Genomic DNA, 17838 nt, shown 5'->3' with positions numbered 1-17838 from the left:
TGAGCAATGAATGATCGATCCATCCTCGAGCCGGCCGCCGTGCAGGGCAGCGTGTTGATTGCAGGCGTCGGTGCGTCGAACGGGCTCGGCGCCGCGATTGCGCGTCGCTTTGCCGCCGGCGGTTATCCCGTTGCAATTGCCGGCCGTAATGCCGACAAGTTGGCCGCGACTGCGGCCGAGCTTGCCGCAACCGGGGCGAAGGTCGCTCACGTGGTTGGCGATGCATCCACGGCGACGGATGTTGCCCGCTTCGTCGAGGTGACCGAGCAGCTCGCACCGCTCGCCATGGCCGTGCACAATGCCGGCTCCAACCGGCCCGCGCCGTTCCTCAAGGTCAGCGCACAACGCTTCGAGGAGCATTGGCGCGAGCACACGCTCGGCGGTTTCCAGCTGGCACAGGCGGCAATCCCGGCGCTGCTGAAGCGCGGCGGCGGCACGCTGGTGTTCACCGGCGCAAGCGGCTCGCTGCGCGGCAAGGCCAACTACGCGCCGTTCGCCGCAGCCAAGGCCGCACTCCGCGCGCTGGCGCAGAGCGTGGCGCGCGAGTTCGGGCCGCAGGGCATCCATGTCGGCCACGTCGTCATCGATGGCGGCATCGAGGGTGATCGCTTGCTCAGCGTGCGGCCGCAGTTGAAGGAGGACCGTGGACCGGACGGGCTGCTCAACATCGCGGCCATCGCGGATGCGTATTGGGTGCTGCACCACCAGCATCGCAGCGCCTGGACGCTTGAGCTCGACCTGCGGCCATGGGCGGAGTCGTTCTGACGGCTGCCGGCGACGCCGATCCGGTCGTCCTGGACTGACGTAAGGCGGCCTGTCGCCGGCCACGCGCCTGCGACACGCGGAAACCCAGCATTTCGCGGCGCTGCCTTGTCCGGCGGCGAACTGCCATTAGCTGCTCCCCATCCCAACCGAAGCCGCCATCGCGCCGGGCTTGCGGACACGCTGCCGCAGGCCGATCTCCCCTACTCGTGCGCGGTTGGCGGCCCGTGGCGGATGCCCGCCACGCCGACAACTGGATTGACCGATGACCACCTCCCTCGAATTTGGGCTCGACACGTTCGGCGACGTCACCAAGGACGCGGCCGGCGCAGCGCTTCCGCATGCCCGGGTGATCCGCAACGTCGTCGACGAAGCTGTTCTCGCCGACGAGCTCGGGATCGATTTCATCGGGCTCGGCGAGCACCACCGGGCCGACTTCGCGATCTCCTCCCCCGAAACCGTGCTGGCGGCGATCGCTTCCCGCACCAAAAACATCCGGCTGGGTTCGGCGGTGACCGTGCTGAGCTCGGACGATCCGATCCGCGTGTTCCAGCGCTTTGCCACCGTCGATGCGGTCTCGAACGGCCGCGCCGAGGTAATCCTCGGCCGCGGCTCCTTCACCGAGTCGTTCCCTTTGTTCGGCTTCGACTTGCGGCAATACAACGACCTGTTCGAGGAGAAGCTCGACCTGTTCACTGAACTGCTCAAACAGGAGCCGGTGAGCTGGCAGGGCAAGCTGCGTCCGCCGCTCAATAACCAGTCGGTCTATCCGCCGATCGAGCACGGCCGGCTGAAGACCTGGATCGGTGTCGGCGGCAGCCCCGAATCCGTGGTGCGCGCCGCGCATTACGATCTGCCGCTGATGCTCGCCATCATCGGCGGCGATCCCAAACGTTTTGCGCCCTATGTCGAGTTGCACCAGCGCGCCTACAGCCAGTTCGGCCGTGAGCCGAAGCCGATCGGCGTGCACTCGCCGGGCTATGTCGCGGAGACCGACGCCCAGGCCAGGGAGGAGCTGTGGCCCGACTACAAAATCATGCGCGACCGGATCGGCAAGGAGCGCGGCTGGCCGCCGATGGGGCGTGACGAGTTCGTGCAGGAGGCCGAGCAGGGATCGCTCTATGTCGGCGGCCCGGAAACCGTTGCACGCAAGATCGCGGCAACCGTGAAGGCCCTCGGGCTGGCGCGCTTCCAGCTGAAATATTCGGCGGGGCCGCTGCCGCACGAGAAGCTGATGAAGAGCATCGAGCTGTATGGCCGCAAGGTGGTGCCGATGGTCCGCGACATGCTGGCGTCGTGACTCGTCGCCGGCGTGGCCAAAAAGCAAACCCCCGACGGTTTCCCGCCGGGGGCTCTGTTAGATCCTGATCAGATCAACCGGTATTACCAGTTGCGCTGAGCGCGGAGGAGCAGGAGCACAGTGTCCTGATCCTTCAGCTCATACAGAGCTGCCGGCTTGCCAACAGTAGCGTTGGGTGCCACGGCGACGCCGGTGTACTTCTGGTCGAGGTGAGTGTAGGTCACGTCGGCCGAGAAGGTCAGGTTCTTGACCGGAGTCCAGCGGGTGATCACACCAAGCTGCGCAATGTTGTAGTCGGGGTTGCAGTTGACGACGCCGGCACCGAGAGCCGTGCGGACCGTACCGCCGACACCGCCAACGCCGCAAAGCAGGGTCTTAGCCGTGTCGTTGTACATGACCTGCGCGTAAGCACCGTAGATAGCGGTGTTCCAGTAGGGATCCCAGTTGTGGGTGTAGGCACCACGGAAGCCCCAGGTCTTGACCGTCTGCTGCGAAATGCCGGGAGCGAAGACCGTGTCAGGCGCAAAGCCGATACCGACGCTCTGGTAGACGCCAGGGATGTTGGTGCCACCGTAGATCTGGTTCGCACCAGCCTGACCAGCGAGATCCTGGATGTTGTAACGGGTCGCTCCGTCCGTGTAGACACCCTGCATGTTGATGGTGTCGCCAGGCCCGGTCGGGATGTTCTTGATCGACAAGGCCAACTGACCCGCCCAGCCCCACTTGTCGTCCGGATGACCGCTCAGCTCTCCGAGGGCACCGTTATAGGCCGCGTGGTTGTCATGCGCCGCGAACGACGCCTGGAACAGGCCCCAAGCCTGGTCGACACGCAGCATGGCGACGAGATCCGGAGCGATCGTGCCGGCGTAGTCGCTGGTGCCGTAACCGAGGGCACCGGGAACGCCGAGGTTGTTCACACCAGCCTGATAGTACTGGGTCTGATCCTGAGCCGACAGAGACAGCGACACGCCGTTGCCGAACTGCGCGGTGTAGGTGAACTGGTTCACACCAGTGACCGTGCCGCCGCCGCCGACGAGACCGTCGTAGTTGTTGCCCGGATAGTTGGTCCACGGAGCCGAGAACTGCGACACCGCCTTACCGATGGTGAAGCCGGCGAACTGGATGAAGGCGTAGTAGACGCCGAGCGAACCGCCCGCGACAGCGTCAGCACCCGTCGCGTAAGCCGTCGACCCATTACCGGCGCCGACGTAGCTGCCCGAGGTCCAGGTGAAGGTCGCATCGAAGAAGGTACGCAGCACGCCGTACTCGGTCGCGGTGCGCGTATCGATGTTCAGGTCTTCACGGGAACGCCAAGTGTAGCCGTTCGTGAAGCGGTTGTTCGCGCTGGCCGGAAGACCCGTGTTGCCCGTGTCGTCCGAGTTGGTGTTCGCCAGCACGTCCACGCGCAGGTAGCCGCCCAGCTTGATACAGGTGTCGGTGCCCGGGATGTAGTAGAAGCCGGGACCGTACAGGGAGCAAACCTTCACGTATTCAATGGCCTTGGCCTTGACGGGAAGGTCAGCCGCCTGAGCTCCGCCGACCGCGACCAGAGCCGCCGCCGAGCCGAGGATAAGGCTCTTAACCATCTTCATGTTAAACCTCCAAGTTGCTCTATCTCAGGGAAGGTTCCGGATCCGCCGGGTAGAACACCCTCAGGTTGGTTCCCTTGTCCCCTAAATCCCCGCTTAGCCATTTCGCGCCTTCGGACACACCCGCATGAACGCGAGGGACTTAAGCGAACCACCTAGAACGGGACGACCTCGGGATGCCCCCCTCCGTCGCAGTTCCATATGAGACAGAAGGCCCCCGATCACGCAACAAAAGACCGCTCGGTTTTGGGCCGGTTGCGGCTGTTTTCGGGCAAATGTTGCACAAATATCACGGGCTTTTGAACTGCGACATCCTGGCAAGCGGTTGATATAAAAAGAAAATATCTGGGATCGGATCGACCGGCGCAAATTTGGGCAACACGACGGGGAACGGTGTGCAAAACGCGTCGTCCTGCGGAAAGCGCGGACATTTCGCGCCCGACCGAGCCACGCTGATTCCGGTTTCTGGCCAGACTTTCGTACGGAAAGTGCCGATATCTGAGCGACATAACGGGCGTCCGATACCGCCGACTCGTGCACCGAACGGTGCACAGCGACCGCTGAGGACGCAGAACGATCCGCCACGCGAGAGGCGGTTGCGGCAGGTCCGCTGGCATTGGCGGCACCGTTCCAGGCGGGCGATCGCCTAGACAAACCCATGCAGCGGCGCCCCCCATCCTGGACGTTTGGTTGATGGACCGGCGACGCGTCCAGCACGCGCGATCGATAGCTTTGTTCTTCGCAGATGATCGGCGATGGAAGATTCTCCGCTCCGACCAGAAATTCGCCGGGCAAGAGCAGTCTGTGGCTGGGGCGGGAGGGATCGAACCTCCGAATGGCGGAATCAAAATCCGCTGCCTTACCGCTTGGCTACGCCCCAACGCGCCGATCGAGAGCAACGCCGGTCTATAGAGTGAGGGCGGCCATTTCAACAGGGTGCCGATCGAAATCACGCCAAAGCCGCCGGATGATGTCCGCGCCACCAATATAATGGTGTGACACCACGACGGCCGAAGCCGCCCGCTCCCATCGCGCCGGACGGCGTCGAACAGTTGAGAGGCGCCGGGTTTCATGGGAAGACAATTCCCAAACGCCTCGTCGGGAGTAACGCCATGACCTACCGTGCGCCGATCAACGATATCCTGCTCTCGCTCAATCACGGTGCGGGGCTCGCTGCCGCCGTGAAGGCTGGCCACTACGGCGATTTCGACGGCGACATCACCGCCGCCGTGCTGGAAGAGGCCGGCAAGTTCGCGTCCGACGTGCTGGCGCCGCTCAACCGCGTCGGCGACGAGCATGGCATCAAGCTCGACAACGGCAAGGTCACGACCGCGCCCGGCTGGCCCGACGCCTATCAGCGCTGGACCGCCGCGGGCTGGAACGCGGTGTCGGGACCGGAAGCCTTCGGCGGCCAGGGCCTGCCGCTCGCGATCAACGCCGCCTGCACCGAAATCTGGAGCGCGTCGAACATCGCCTTCGGGCTCTGCCCGCTGCTCACCTTGTCCGCGATCGAGGCACTCGACGCCCATGGCAGCGAGGAGCTGAAGAAGATCTATCTGGCGAAGATGATCAGCGGCGAATGGACCGGCACGATGCAGCTCACCGAACCGAGCGCCGGCTCCGACGTCGGCGCGCTGCGCACCCGCGCCGAGCGCGCGGCAGACGGCACCTATCGCATCAAGGGCACCAAGATCTTCATCACCTATGGTGAGCACGACATGACCGACAACATCGTGCATTTCGTGCTCGCGCGATTGCCCGATGCGCCGGCCGGCACCAAGGGAATCTCGCTGTTTCTCGTGCCGAAATTCCTGGTCAACGCCGACGGCTCGCTCGGCGAACGCAACGACATCTACGCCTCCGGCGTCGAGCACAAGCTCGGCATCCACGCCTCGCCGACCTGCACCATGACCATGGGCGACAAGGGTGGCGCGATCGGCTACCTGATCGGCGAGGAAAACCAGGGCATGCGCTGCATGTTCACGATGATGAACCAGGCGCGGCTCGGCGTCGGCCTCGAAGGCGTCGGCATTGCCGACCGCGCCTACCAGCAGGCGCTGGCCTACGCGCAGGAGCGCCGCCAAGGCAAGGCTATCGACCACAAGGGCGACGGGATGGATCCGATCATCATGCATCCCGACATCAAGCGCATGCTGATGCAGATGCGCAGCATGACGGCGGCGGCCCGCTCGATCTGCTACGCCACTGCGGTCGCGCTCGACATCTCCGTGCGCGCCAAGGACGCCAAGGTGCGCGCCGATGCCGCCGCGCGCGGCGCGCTGCTGACGCCGATCGCGAAGGCGTTCTCCACCGACATCGGCAACGAGGTCGCCTATCTCGGCGTCCAGATCCATGGCGGCATGGGCTTCATCGAGGAGACCGGCGCCGCGCAGCACTATCGCGACGCCCGCATCACCTCGATCTATGAGGGCACCAACGGCATCCAGTCGATCGACCTCGTCACCCGCAAGCTCGGCGCCAATGGTGGCGCCTCGGTGTGGGCGCTGCTTGATGAGCTCGCCGCTGTTATCAAGCAGGTCGAGGTCTCCAACGATCCGGCGTTCGGCACGACCGGCGCAAAGCTGCGCGACGCGCACGCCGCGCTCGAGCGCACCAGCAAATGGCTGCTCGAGCGTCTCGCCTCCGCGCCGAACGATGCGCTCGCCGGCGCAACGCCTTACTTGCGGCTGTTCGGCGCCACCCTTGGCGGCTGCATGCTGGCCGGCGAAGCGCTGGCCGCGAAAGCCAACGGCGGGGCCGAGCCGCAACGCTACGTCGCGCTGGCGCGCTTCTTCGCCGAGAACATCGCGGTGCAGGCGCCGTCGCTGGAGAAGACGGTCACCGACAGCGCCGACGCCGTGAATGGCGCGGACGCGGTGCTGGCGGGGTAGCCGATCGCTCGAACAGGGCGGCAAGTTCATTGTCGTGCGGCGGGATAGCTCCACATGCACCGCCGTCGTCCCGGCCTAGTGCGCGATTGCGCACGGGGGCCGGGACCCATACGCCGCGGCCGGTGTTGTGAACGGGACTCGTCGTTCCAGCATCGCGCAACAATAATCATTCGTGAGTAATGGGTCCTGGCTTTCGCCAGGACGACAGCAAATATGTGGCGCGCGCCTGCACCAAACTCCGTCATTGCGAGGAGCTCGCGATAAAATTTGCAAAGCAATTTTGCGCTGAAGCGACGACTTGTCCGCCGAAGCCTCGGCGAAGGCGGAAGCAATCCATCTCTCCGCCGTCATACCCCGCGCATGCGGGGTATCCAGTACGCTGCGGCCTCTCGGATCAATCACTGCTGCCTCTGGAATACTGGATCGCCCGCTTTCGCGGGCGATGACAGTCGTGGAGATCCCCGTGCCATATGCGATTGCCCTGCCCCCGCAGGGGGGCCCTGCCACCGGGAGCGCCTCGGTATCCTCAGACCCGCCCGCTCCATTCATGGTCTCCGGGCATTTCCACCCCCAGTTCATTCGCCAGCTCGAGCGCTTCCTTGACGTCAGACATAAGCAGACCTTCCGTGAACGTTCGGACGACGGGTAGCAGCAGCTCAGCCGCTCGCGCGTGTTTGCCGGAATGTCGCCATAGGCGCGCCAGGCTAACAGCTGACCGCAATTCAAAGGACCGCGCGCTTTGCCTGCGCGCCAGCTCGATCGAGGCGAGGAACATTCGCTCGGCGGATTCGACGGACGATGATTTCGAGCAATTGAGTGTCATTTCGCCTTGCAGACGATAGATCTCGGCTTCGTAAAAATGCCCTCCCGTTCTTCTTCCGATCGCCGATGCGCTGTCGAGTTCGTGCAAGGCAGCATCCGGCGAGCCGGCACTTGCATAAGCCGTCGCGAGCAGGCTCCTGAACCAGCAACTGGCGAGCCAGGCGCTCATGCCCTCGTAGCCGTCGATGCCCATTCGCATCTGGTTCAATCCCTCATCGACATTCCCAAGCTCGGTCATCGCCCATCCTCGCAGGATGGTTGTCTGATGCTTCCAATGCAGGAAGCCGTGGTCCGATGAGAGGGCTAGTGCCCTGTTGGCGTAATCGCGGGTCCCTTCGACATCGCGGAGATGCTGGCAAACGTAAGCGCCGAAGGTCAAAGCAAACGACAGCGTGAAGGGGTGGCGAAGGTCTTCAGCCTCCGAAATGGCCTGCTGGCTATACTGGCGCGCCGCGTCAGGACGGCCCAGAAACCACAACAGATACCCGAGGTACGAGAGCGAGACGACGCCAGGATGGATGCCATGCGTTGCCGTCAGCGCGCCGTGCAGCTCCGGACTGTACAGGTTCCTGAAGCGCTGAAGATGATGTTCGGCGGCGACAAATCGCCCGCGGTACAGCATGGTCATCGCAATCGCCCGATGCGCCTCGATCAGATATCCCGTCTGTTGCGTCGCGGACGATCTTTGGTCCAATGCCTCGCGCCTTGCGAACTTCAGGAGCTCCGCGCTCAGCTCATGCGCCCGTGCGAGATCGCCGCGGATAAAGTGGCACACCCAAAGTCCGCGCGTCGCCGCAAAGACCTTCGCCATGTTGTCAAGATGCCGGCCGAGTTCGAGCGCGCGAACATAGTTCTCCTCGACTTCCTGCACGGCGTATCCCTTCGCCGCGATCAGGGCGGTGCCCAGGGCGATGCGAAGCTCAAGCTCGGACTCGTTTCGGCCCTGCCGGGTGAGGCTTGCAGAACCCCGAGCCCACGACGCAAATGACCGATCGCCTCCAGAGTCGCGCCTTTCATTGCGGCCTGCTTGCCGGCCTTGAGCCAGAAACTCGCAGCCGGCTCGCTTTGGCCGGACTCGGTCAGGTGGTAGGCGAGAAGCTCCGGTTCGCGCTCGGTCTTTTCCGGATATTTTTCGGCCAGCACACGTGCGATCTTGGCGTGCAGCGTCCTTCTTTCGCTGTGCAACAGGCTTTCATGCGCCGCATTCTGGATCATCACGTGCTTGAATGAGTACAGCGCCTCCGGCAGGAAGCCGAAGCGGACGATCAATCCGGCTGCCTCCAGATGGTTCAGGGCGGCTTCGATCTGGTCCGCCGGCGCGTCGGCAACCTCGCGAAGGACCTCATAAGAGAACTCGCGGCCGACGGTGGCGCCGATCTGCGCGATTTTCTTGAACGATCCCATCCGGTCGAGGCGGGCCATCAGGGAATCGTTCAGTGTCGCGGGAATAGCGAGCTGATGCCACGGACCGGACAAGACGTAGCGTCCATGTTGCTCAGTCAAGACGTCGGATTCGAGAACGGCCTTGGTCAGCTCTTCAAGGAAGAGCGGCACGCCATCGGTTTTGATAATGATGTCCTCAATCACCTCTCTGGGAAGCTCCTTGTCTCCCGCCACACGTTCGACCAATATCGTGCGGACCTGTCGACCGAGACGCATGAGGTTCGCCGTGATGGTGTGCGCGTGACCCTTCCAGCCCGGCTGAAACTCCGGACGACAGGTGATCACGACGAGGATCGACGTGTTGCGAACGTTCTCCACCAGGAGATCGAGCACCTCACGCGAGGTGGGATCGATCCAATGTGCGTCCTCAAAATCGATCAGGAGCGGTTGCTCGCGCGCTTGCGCGAGCAGATGGTTGACGAGCGTGGCAATGGTCGCATCCTTCAGCTGTTGCGGCGAGAGATCCAGGGCCGCGTAGCGGTCCCCGGTGGGAATTGAAAGCAACGCCGCAAGGATCGGAACCACTGTTTTCGCCTCGCCATTCGAGGCGGCGACACCAGCTTCAAGGCTGGTCAGCCACAGCGCGGACGCGTTTTCGCCGTCAAGGCCGAGCGCGAATTTGAGATGCTCGATGAAGGGATGAAAAGCGGTGCTGCTGTAATAGGGAGAGCACTGGAACGAAACCTGTCCGTGCTGATCGCTTGCGATCCGCTCCCGCAGTTCCTGAACGATCCTGGACTTTCCAATTCCCGGCTCGCCCGTCAGCAGCACGACCTGGCCCTCATGGGCTTTCGCCTGCTGCCAACGCGTGAGCAGCAACGCCACCTCTTCGGTGCGGTTGACCAGCGGCGTCAATCTGGAGCCCATGGCTGCGGCAAATCGCGTCTCCGCGCGGGAGGGCCGAACCACGAGCCAGGCCTGAGCCTTCGCGGATATCCCCTTCAGCGCGTGAAATCCGAGGTCCTGGTAGTCGAACTTTCCTTTCAGCAGGGATTGCGTCGAAGACGCTATGACGACGCCGTCTGGAGGCGCCAGGGCCTGCAGACGGGCAGCCAGATTTGGCGTCTCGCCGACTGCGGAATCGCGCTCCTCGGTGTCCTGTCCAACCAGATCTCCGACGACAACAAGGCCGGTCGCAATCCCGATGCGCACACTGGGCCCATGACTTGTAGCTTCGCGGGCGTCACTCGCTCTCGCCGACGACAAGCTCCGTACAATTTCGAGCGCCGCGCGCACCGACCGCTCGGCGTCATCCTCATGCGCATTCGGATAGCCGAAATAGACCAGAATGCCGTCCCCGAGGTAGCGGGCCGTGAAGCCTTCGTACCGCTTGACCACGCTGACGCACTTTTCCCTGAAGCTCGCGATCATATCGCGGACGTCTTCGGGGTCGAACTGTTCGGACAGCGAGGTCGATCCGACCATGTCGCAGAACATCACGGTCAGCTGGCGCCGCTCGGCGCTCGCTACGCTTTCTGCGACGCTCCTATCGCCGGCCGGACCTTTTGCCGAACGGGTCAGGGAAGCGACCGCGCGCTGCAAGCGCTTGCGATCTCCGAGCGGAAGCCCAAGTTCGATCAGATCCTGCTCGGTCAGATCGGGCAGGATGTCCAAACCGATACGATGCTGCACAAAGAGCTCGCCGTACTGGCCGAGATCAACGGTTTCGAGCCAGTGTTTGAGAGCAGCCTCCATATCCGCGCTTGGCTGTTTCTCCGGCATGGTGATCCGTCCGACTGCGGGCCATCGGCGACTATGGGCCTCGTTCGACGATGCCAGGGCTTGGTTTACCCCAGACTGGACGCGTTCACAAAGTGCGAAAACAATGACCCAAGCCGATCGAAGAGGCACTCTGCCCTCAGTCGCTCAAATATTCGAGATAGCGCGCGCGATTCTTGCAAGCTCATCGAGCGAGCTGGATGATCGACTGCATCGATAACAAGTGCGCATGTCCAATTGTGGCCGATCTCGACGCAGGCAAAGTTGTATTTGAGCAAGCGGAGTTATCCGACAGCCACTCTGTCCCAACGCCGCCAGCCGTCATCGGATCGTTTCAGAACCGCGAAACGAAAGTCCTACCGCTCAAACGGAGTACTTCCGCTTGTGGCCCTAGCCGAACTCGCTGGCACGAGCGCTTGACGCTTCCTGTTAGGAGAAACGCAGACATTCAGGCAGCCAATCCACGTTGGATTCGAAGCAGCAGCCCTCTGTGGCGGGACGAAGATCGGCTGTCGCCCGCGACGTCTGCTCTCCGCCAGAACGCCGTGCGCCGGCTCCGCGGAAGTAGGACGCGGTGTAGCTCGACAGTCATCACATGCGCTAGTGCGCGTCAGTTTGGGGAAGGCTAAATCTTACAGTCCGACCGAAGGGCTGCGCGCAAGGTCATGGAAATCGCACGCCCATTCGGGTGCACACTCAAGCGCATTGGCGCGAGTGGAGAAAGACCCACTCCCCGACCTGATAGACCTATCACCAAGACGTCATACGCCTCGGCTGGCGGGCCGAGCACATCGCATCACCAAGGATCAGCAGCGCCAGTGGACAATATCACCGCTTCGCAGGTGGGCCGCTCTTGTTGCCGGGCAAACCTTTAACTTTTGAAGAATCCTGCTGCTGGACATGCTGGTTGTGAGAGTTCGAGCCCACTGTGCTCTGTCCCGGCGCCGGTCCATTCTTACTTCCCTGCGCACCATGGATCCCGGTTCCAGAATTCTGGGCGCTCGGAGAACTCGTCGCGCCAGCGTGGTTTTGGGCAGCTGTTTGAGCCAACGTCGGGCCGGCTGTGATGACGCCAGCGATGAGCAGTGCGATCGTGGAGGTCCTCATCCGCTTCCTCCTCAAGGTTGCTCCAGCACACACAACGCGCGCCGCGATCATCATTTCCTTCGAAGCGAAAGAAAATCGCTGGAGCATCCATGAGACCGTGGGTTAAACACAGGTTAAGATGCTCCTTGTTCCGTTCTGTAAGGAACGATTGCCACCGTGCCAGTTTGGAAGAGAGCGGACATGCCGGCTGATCTTGTTCAGACCTATCGCGCATTCGCCTACAACAACGCGTGGGCCAACCACCGCCTTCTCACGGCGTGCGCCCAGCTCAGTCAGACGGAGTTTGCCGCCGAACGGACCGGCTTCTTCCCAAGCCTGCAGCGAACGCTGAACCATATCTACGTCATCGACCTGTTCTATGTCGACGCGCTGGAAGGCGGATGGCTCGGGCCAAAGGCCTGGGCGAATGACGTGCCCTGCCCGTCCGTCGCAGAGCTCAAGCAGGCGCAACGCGCGATCGATGAGCGCCTGATCGCCGTCTGCAATGCGCTGACATCAGACCTGCTGAACGATGTCGTTCGGATCAATCGCGACACCACGATCCAGATCGAGCGGCGCGACCGCTTGCTGATGCATCTCTTCCAGCACGCGATCCATCATCGCGGCCAGGCCCACGCCATGCTCTCCGCAACGAGCGTCGAGCCGCCTCAGCTCGACGAGTTCTTTGCAGCCGGCGAAGCTCCGCTCAGAGCAGGCGAATTCGTCGAACTGGGGTGGACCGAAGCCACCGTGTGGGGCGGCTGACCGCATCACGCGTGGATATGCCGTCCGGGCAAATCAGTGCGAAGGAGAGTTTACCGGCATTTCGGCAACGAGCAGGCTCTTGTCGAAGAAAGGGTCGGCACGGACGCAGCAAGCCTCTGCAATCTGCTGGATTCCCGAACTCGGGTTCGTAAGCGTGACCTCAGCGTGACGGCTGCAGTCGCGTCTTGCTGACATACCGCCTCACCGGTTTGCCGCCCCCTGACACTTCGGGCGTGTCTTCGACGGAAGTCTCGGGATGACCTATTTGCTGTTCGCGTCTTTCGGTCGCGAGAGCCATTTGCCAGAACGATCCATACGGAGCGAGCGAAACTCTTGGGGCCCTTCAAGCAAGTCGCGCCTGCGAGCGGCTTGATCGATCGGGCTGGCAGAACGATCTGCCACTTCATTGATGGCAGTACCTGCCAAATCGTACGCACGTTGCCGTCGCTCATCATCCTTTGATCGAACATCATGATGTTCCGCTCTCCGACGACAGATTTCGTCAGAGATGCGTTCTTGGAGACATCCACCGCCTCGATAGGGCCGCCGATTCATCCTGGGCGATCCTTCCAATGGAATAGTTGCACTTGTTAACTCTCCCGTGAGCCGTCCGTTTTCGGCAAGGCCTGATTTCGCGCCAGGAACTTGGCTTTCCGCGGCGGAGCCGCAATCAATCCGTCCCGTATTGCTTGCTTGCGAGCCAGCTTACGAGCTCTCCGCGCTGCATCGGATTTCTCTCGAATTCTCTTTTCGGACGGCTTTTCGAACGATCGGCGGCGCTTCATTTCTCTGAAGACGCCCTCGCGCTGCAACTTCTTCTTTAGAACGCGTAACGCCTGTTCGATATTGTTGTCCCTGACGAGAACCTGCAACGGATCACCTCTCGAGGTTAGTTAAAAGACACGTTCAACGAGCGAAATGCGAGACCCGCTCCATCAGATACAGAGCGGGCCGCGCTGCCATTCCAGTACATCCGTGAAACGGCAGTCGATCGACTTGGCGGAAGCTTCGACCGCAGTACTGCGACCACGCATCTCCACTTTCGATCCGACGATGTCTTTGGAAAAGGGTCCTTGGGACCGATCTACAAGGCTCAAGGCCAGTCGATACGAAAGAACTATACACTTATCTCTGTTGTGCAAGGCGCAATTCCGACGCCTGAGGAATTATCTTTGACGGCTGAAGCGCGATCAAGGCGACGACATGACAGAACAGCAGCGACGACAGCCAATGGACCAAGGGCTCAAACTGCCTGGTGAGCCATGACCGTCCAAGGCAGAGAGTTCCTCGACGATTGGATCGAGCACAGCGTCCACGCCGCCGAGCAACATGGAACGCCGGCAGCGTCGCAAAACGTTGCCGAGTTGGCGCGGCGATGCACGGAGCCGCTCACCCGATATCCGGCATTCCTCCGAGCAGCTTGTCGAGCGTGATCGGATAGTTGCGCACGCGCACACCGGTCGCGTTGTACACTGCATTGGCAACGGCAGCCGCCACGCCGCAGATGCCGAGCTCGGCGACACCCTTGGCCTTCATCGGCGACGATATCGGATCGGTCTCGTCGAGGAAGATCATATCCAGATGCGGGATGTCGGCATGGACGGGCACCTCGTAGGCGGCGAGGTCGTGATTGACGAAAAAGCCGTGACGCTTGTCGACCACCAGGTCCTCCATCAGTGCCGCGCCGACGCCCATGGTCATCGCGCCGATCACCTGGCTGCGCGCCGCCGTCGGATTCAGGATGCGACCCGCGGCGCATACCGCGAGCATCCGCCGCACACGCACCTCCGCCGTGTCGCTATCGACACCGACCTCGACGAAATGCGCGCCGAAGGTCGACTGCTGGTAGGTCTTGGCGAGGTCGCCGTACTCGATGGCGTCCTCCGCCGTGATGCCGTCATCACCCGCGGCCTGCGCCAGCGGCACGCTGCGATTGCCGGCGCGGACAACGCCGTCGGCAAAAACCGCCTCGGCGGAGTTGAAGCCGAGCTTCTGCGCGATGTTGTCGCGCAGCTTGACGCAGGCGGCGTAAACGCCGGCCGTAGAATTGTTGCCGCCCCACTGCCCGCCGGAGCCGCATGAGACCGGGAAATCGGAATCGCCGAGCCGGACCACCACCTTGTCCAGCGGCACGCCCATCATCTCGGCCGCGGTCTGCCCGATGATCGTGTAGGAGCCGGTGCCGATATCGGTCATATCGGTCTCGACCGTCACCCTGCCATCCTGATCGAGGCGCACGCGCGCCGCGGATTTGGTCAGGAGATTGTTGCGGAAGGCGGCGGCAACGCCGATGCCGACCAGCCAGCGTCCATCGCGGATCTTCGCGGTCTGCGGGTCGCGCCGGCTCCAGCCGAAACGGGCGGCTCCCTCGCGCAGGCATTCGACGAGCTGGCGCTTCGAGAACGGCCGCTCCGGATGCTCCGGATCGACCTGGGTGTCGTTCTTGATGCGCAGCTCGATCGGATCCATGCCGAGCTTCTCGGCGAGTTCGTCGATCGCGATCTCGAGCGCCATCATGCCGGAGGCCTCTCCGGGCGCGCGCATCGCGTTGCCTTCGGGCAGGTCGAGCTCCGCCAGCCGCATCGCGGTCATCCGGTTGGCGCCGGCATAGAGCAGCCGCGTCTGATTGACCGCGACCTCCGGCTCGCCGTCCTTCACGTTGCCCGACCAGCTCTCGTGTCCGATCGCGCTTATCTTGCCGTCGCGGTCGGCGCCGATGCGGATGCGCTGGACCGTCGCCGGCCGGTGCGTAGTGTTGTTGAACATCAGCGGACGTTGCAACGCCACCTTGACGGGACGGCCCGCGGCGCGGGCGCCGAGCGCGGCAAGCAGCACGTCGGCGCGCAGGAACAGCTTGCCGCCGAAGCCACCGCCGATATAGGGCGAGATCAGCCGGACATTCTCCTTCGGGAGACCGAGCGTCTTCGCCATGTCGGTCGCGCCCCAGGCGATCATCTGGTTGGAGGTCCAGACCGTCAGCTTGTCGCCCTCCCACACCGCGGTCGAGGCGTGCGGCTCCATCATGGCGTGTCCCTGATCGGGTGTGGTGTAGGTCGCGTCGAGCTGGACCGGGGCCTCGGCGAACGCCGCCGCAAAATCGCCCACCGCGGTGTCGGCCGGCCCGCCGATCTTGGGATGGGGGATAAAGGCGCTGGCCGTCGACGCCGCAAGATCGAACCGGCCATCGCCCGGCGCGTAATCGACCCGGACCAGCTGCGCGGCGGCGCGCGCCTGCTCGAAGGTCTCGGCGACGACCACGGCGATGGCCTGATGGTAGTGCGCGATCTCAGGGCCGCCGAGCAGCGGCGCCGCGTTGCGCTCGCCCTTGCCAAGCTTGCCGGCGTTCTCCGCGGTGACGATGGCGAGCACGCCCGGCGCCGCCTTGGCGGCGGCGAGATCGATCGCCTTGATCCGCCCCTTACCGATCGCCGACCCCACCACATAGCCATAAGCCTGGTTCGTCGCGACGTCATGCCGTTCATAGGCATAGGGCGCGGTGCCCGTAGTCTTCAACCGACCCTCGATCCGGCTGGTCGGCTGGCCGACCACCTTGAGCTGGTCGATCGGATTGAAGGTGGCGGGATGTTCGAATCGCATGCTCTAACCCCTTATCTAGCCCTTGGCCTCGCGCAGCACCGCCGACAGCGTCCGCTCGGCGAGCGGCAGCTTGAATGCGTTGTCCTGCGTCGGCTTCGCGTCGGCGAGCAGGCGCGCGGTGACGGCCCTGGCGCCACGCGGCAATTCCGCCTCCGCCGCCTCGACGCGCCATGGCTTGTGCGCGACGCCGCCGAGCGCAACGCGGCCCGAGCCGTCGGGCTGCACGATCGCCGCGACCGACACCAGCGCGAACGCATAAGACGCGCGGTCGCGAACCTTGCGATAGGCCTGCGCGCCGCCGACCGGTTTTGGCAGCACCACGGCGGTGATCAGCTCGCCCGGCTCAAGCGTGGTCTCGATCTCGGGGTGGTCGCCCGGCAGCCGATGCAGCTCGGCGATCGGGATCATCCGCGCGGTGCCGTCCGGCCGCACGGTCTCCACAACAGCGTCGAGCGCGCGCATCGCCACCGCCATGTCGCTTGGATGGGTCGCGATGCACGCATCGCTGGCACCGACCACCGCGTGCTGCCGGCTGAAGCCGCCGATCGCGGCGCAGCCGCTGCCGGGCTTGCGCTTGTTGCACGGCAGATTGCTGTCGTAGAAATACGGGCAGCGCGTCCGCTGCAGGAGATTGCCGGCGGTGGTCGCCTTGTTGCGCAACTGGCCGGAGGCGCCCGCCAGCAGCGCGCGCGACAGCACGGCGTAGTCGCGGCGCACGCGGCCGTCCGCCGCGAGGTCCGTGTTGCGGACCAGCGCGCCGATGCGCAGGCCGCCGTCCGGGGTCGCCTCGATCCGGTCCAGCGCCAGACCATTGACATCGATGAGATGCGCCGGCGTCTCGATCTCGAGCTTCATCAGGTCGAGCAGATTGGTGCCGCCGGCAATGAATTTCGCGTTCGCGGTTCGCGCGGCGGCCGCGGCCGCTGCGCCCGGCGACGCCGCGCGCTCATAGCTGAACGTTCTCATGCGCTCCTCCCGGCGACCTCACCGATCGCCTCGGCGATGTTGGAATAGGCGCCGCAGCGGCAGATGTTGCCGCTCATGCGCTCGCGCAGCTCGGCATTGCTCAGTCGCATCGGGGCATTGAGATCAGCAGTCACATGGCTCGGGATACCGGCCCGGATCTCGTCGATCACGGCCACCGCCGAGCAGATTTGCCCGGGCGTGCAATAGCCGCACTGGTAGCCGTCATGCTTGACGAACGCCGCCTGCATCGGATGCATATGCTCCGGCGAGCCCAGCCCCTCGATCGTGGTGATCTCGTCGCCCTGATGCATCACCGCGAGCGTCAGGCACGAATTGATGCGGCGGCCGTCGACGATGACGGTGCAGGCGCCGCACTGGCCGTGATCACAGCCCTTCTTGGTGCCCGTCAAATGCAGGTGCTCGCGTAACGCATCGAGCAGCGTGGTCCTGGTGTCCAGCTCGAGCTGATGGGGTTCGCCGTTCACGTCAAAGGACACTCTTGCCATCACGGGCGCTCCGGTCGGGGTTGTTCGGTCGGTCGCCGCCGGGGAGGCGCGCGTTGCGACGGACGACGCGGCAAACGAGGCGGCTCCCACAATCAACAGATGGCGTCGGGATAGTTCCAAATGGCCGGAAATTTGCACTTGGATCTCCTTTGGCTCTCCTGATGGATCTCCTGTTGCTCGGCCTCGATCGCGCACGGAACCGACAACAGGACTGAAGTCCGCACGTGCCTGTGGGCCGCATGGTGTGAATGCGATCGGCTGCGGAATGTTTCTCGCAACCCGCCAAACGAAATCGCGAGCGATTTGGCATCGCTGCGCGGAATACCGACCACCCGCCGGCGCTACGTGACAAAAGATCGCGCGACGGTGGTATCATCCGCATGCGCGCCGAA

At 63.6% G+C, this 17838-nt stretch carries 11 protein-coding genes, 1 tRNA gene and 1 pseudogene; 5 read left to right on the top strand and 8 right to left on the bottom strand.

Going from position 1 to position 17838, the window contains the following annotated elements:
* The first annotated feature begins 6 nt into the window (after nucleotides 1-6).
* Both MTX19_RS11460 and MTX19_RS11455 read left to right on the top strand, forming a co-directional pair.
* Nucleotides 7-765, top strand: coding sequence for an SDR family NAD(P)-dependent oxidoreductase (locus MTX19_RS11460; protein WP_280983680.1), 759 nt, complete (start codon nucleotides 7-9; stop codon nucleotides 763-765).
* 262 nt (nucleotides 766-1027) lie between these two features.
* Complete coding sequence (locus MTX19_RS11455; protein ID WP_280983679.1) at nucleotides 1028-2062, top strand: LLM class flavin-dependent oxidoreductase; 1035 nt, start codon at nucleotides 1028-1030, stop codon at nucleotides 2060-2062.
* Between the two features lie 83 nt (nucleotides 2063-2145).
* Here MTX19_RS11455 and MTX19_RS11450 read toward each other — a convergent pair whose 3' ends face one another.
* Together MTX19_RS11450 and MTX19_RS11445 are read right to left on the bottom strand one after the other, a co-directional pair.
* On the bottom strand, nucleotides 2146-3654 hold the full coding sequence (locus MTX19_RS11450) for a porin (protein ID WP_280983678.1): 1509 nt from the start codon (nucleotides 3652-3654) through the stop codon (nucleotides 2146-2148).
* Between the two features lie 802 nt (nucleotides 3655-4456).
* Nucleotides 4457-4531: transfer RNA gene (locus tag MTX19_RS11445), tRNA-Gln, on the bottom strand.
* Between the two features lie 232 nt (nucleotides 4532-4763).
* On the opposite strand from MTX19_RS11445, the gene MTX19_RS11440 reads away from it, so the two are divergent.
* Entirely contained in the window at nucleotides 4764-6542 is a 1779-nt protein-coding gene (locus MTX19_RS11440; protein ID WP_280983677.1) for an acyl-CoA dehydrogenase, read from the top strand.
* Nucleotides 6543-7068: 526 nt separating this feature from the next.
* Here the strand turns inward: MTX19_RS11440 and MTX19_RS11435 are convergent.
* Both MTX19_RS11435 and MTX19_RS11430 read right to left on the bottom strand, forming a co-directional pair.
* Nucleotides 7069-10502: pseudogene (locus MTX19_RS11435) on the bottom strand (adenylate/guanylate cyclase domain-containing protein).
* An 852-nt stretch (nucleotides 10503-11354) separates the two neighbouring features.
* On the bottom strand, nucleotides 11355-11633 hold the full coding sequence (locus MTX19_RS11430) for a hypothetical protein (RefSeq protein ID WP_280983676.1): 279 nt from the start codon (nucleotides 11631-11633) through the stop codon (nucleotides 11355-11357).
* On the opposite strand from MTX19_RS11430, the gene MTX19_RS11425 reads away from it, so the two are divergent.
* Nucleotides 11605-11739, top strand: coding sequence for a hypothetical protein (locus tag MTX19_RS11425; RefSeq protein WP_280985022.1), 135 nt, complete (start codon nucleotides 11605-11607; stop codon nucleotides 11737-11739). The two genes, MTX19_RS11430 and MTX19_RS11425, sit on opposite strands and share 29 nt — an antisense overlap.
* 74 nt (nucleotides 11740-11813) lie before the next feature.
* Nucleotides 11814-12377 carry a DinB family protein gene (locus tag MTX19_RS11420; RefSeq protein ID WP_280983675.1) on the top strand — a complete coding sequence of 188 codons (564 nt, stop codon included), beginning with the start codon at nucleotides 11814-11816 and terminating at the stop codon, nucleotides 12375-12377.
* 590 nt (nucleotides 12378-12967) lie between these two features.
* Here the strand turns inward: MTX19_RS11420 and rpsU are convergent.
* The 4 genes from rpsU to paoA all read right to left on the bottom strand — a co-directional run bounded on the left by rpsU (nucleotide 12968) and on the right by paoA (nucleotide 17584).
* Nucleotides 12968-13249 (bottom strand): 30S ribosomal protein S21, encoded by a 282-nt coding sequence (rpsU, locus tag MTX19_RS11415; RefSeq protein WP_280985970.1) that lies wholly within the window; start codon nucleotides 13247-13249, stop codon nucleotides 12968-12970.
* 517 nt (nucleotides 13250-13766) lie between these two features.
* The gene (gene paoC / locus MTX19_RS11410) at nucleotides 13767-15974 is read right to left on the bottom strand and encodes an aldehyde oxidoreductase molybdenum-binding subunit PaoC (protein ID WP_280983674.1); all 2208 of its coding nucleotides are present in this window, start codon (nucleotides 15972-15974) and stop codon (nucleotides 13767-13769) included.
* Between the two features lie 15 nt (nucleotides 15975-15989).
* Nucleotides 15990-16940, bottom strand: coding sequence for a xanthine dehydrogenase family protein subunit M (locus tag MTX19_RS11405; RefSeq protein WP_280983673.1), 951 nt, complete (start codon nucleotides 16938-16940; stop codon nucleotides 15990-15992).
* On the bottom strand, nucleotides 16937-17584 hold the full coding sequence (gene paoA / locus MTX19_RS11400) for an aldehyde dehydrogenase iron-sulfur subunit PaoA (protein ID WP_280983672.1): 648 nt from the start codon (nucleotides 17582-17584) through the stop codon (nucleotides 16937-16939). The genes MTX19_RS11405 and paoA overlap by 4 nt, the downstream gene beginning before the upstream one ends.
* Nucleotides 17585-17838 lie beyond the last annotated feature (254 nt).

Source organism: Bradyrhizobium sp. ISRA464, from assembly GCF_029910095.1.
Classification (GTDB): Bacteria; Pseudomonadota; Alphaproteobacteria; order Rhizobiales; family Xanthobacteraceae; genus Bradyrhizobium.
The sequence above is the reverse complement of the archived record's forward strand: the minus strand, read 5'-3'. Positions and strand labels throughout refer to the sequence as shown.

What these genes read in the sequence shown, in the direction of transcription:
- MTX19_RS11460 (WP_280983680.1), top strand. Translation starts at nt 7, where the DNA reads ATGAATGATCGATCCATCCTCGAGCCGGCCGCCGTGCAGGGCAGCGTG.
- MTX19_RS11455 (WP_280983679.1), top strand. Translation starts at nt 1,028, where the DNA reads ATGACCACCTCCCTCGAATTTGGGCTCGACACGTTCGGCGACGTCACC.
- MTX19_RS11450 (WP_280983678.1), bottom strand. Translation starts at nt 3,654, where the DNA reads ATGAAGATGGTTAAGAGCCTTATCCTCGGCTCGGCGGCGGCTCTGGTC.
- MTX19_RS11440 (WP_280983677.1), top strand. Translation starts at nt 4,764, where the DNA reads ATGACCTACCGTGCGCCGATCAACGATATCCTGCTCTCGCTCAATCAC.
- MTX19_RS11425 (WP_280985022.1), top strand. Translation starts at nt 11,605, where the DNA reads ATGAGCAGTGCGATCGTGGAGGTCCTCATCCGCTTCCTCCTCAAGGTT.
- MTX19_RS11430 (WP_280983676.1), bottom strand. Translation starts at nt 11,633, where the DNA reads ATGAGGACCTCCACGATCGCACTGCTCATCGCTGGCGTCATCACAGCC.
- MTX19_RS11420 (WP_280983675.1), top strand. Translation starts at nt 11,814, where the DNA reads ATGCCGGCTGATCTTGTTCAGACCTATCGCGCATTCGCCTACAACAAC.
- paoC (WP_280983674.1), bottom strand. Translation starts at nt 15,974, where the DNA reads ATGCGATTCGAACATCCCGCCACCTTCAATCCGATCGACCAGCTCAAG.
- MTX19_RS11405 (WP_280983673.1), bottom strand. Translation starts at nt 16,940, where the DNA reads ATGAGAACGTTCAGCTATGAGCGCGCGGCGTCGCCGGGCGCAGCGGCC.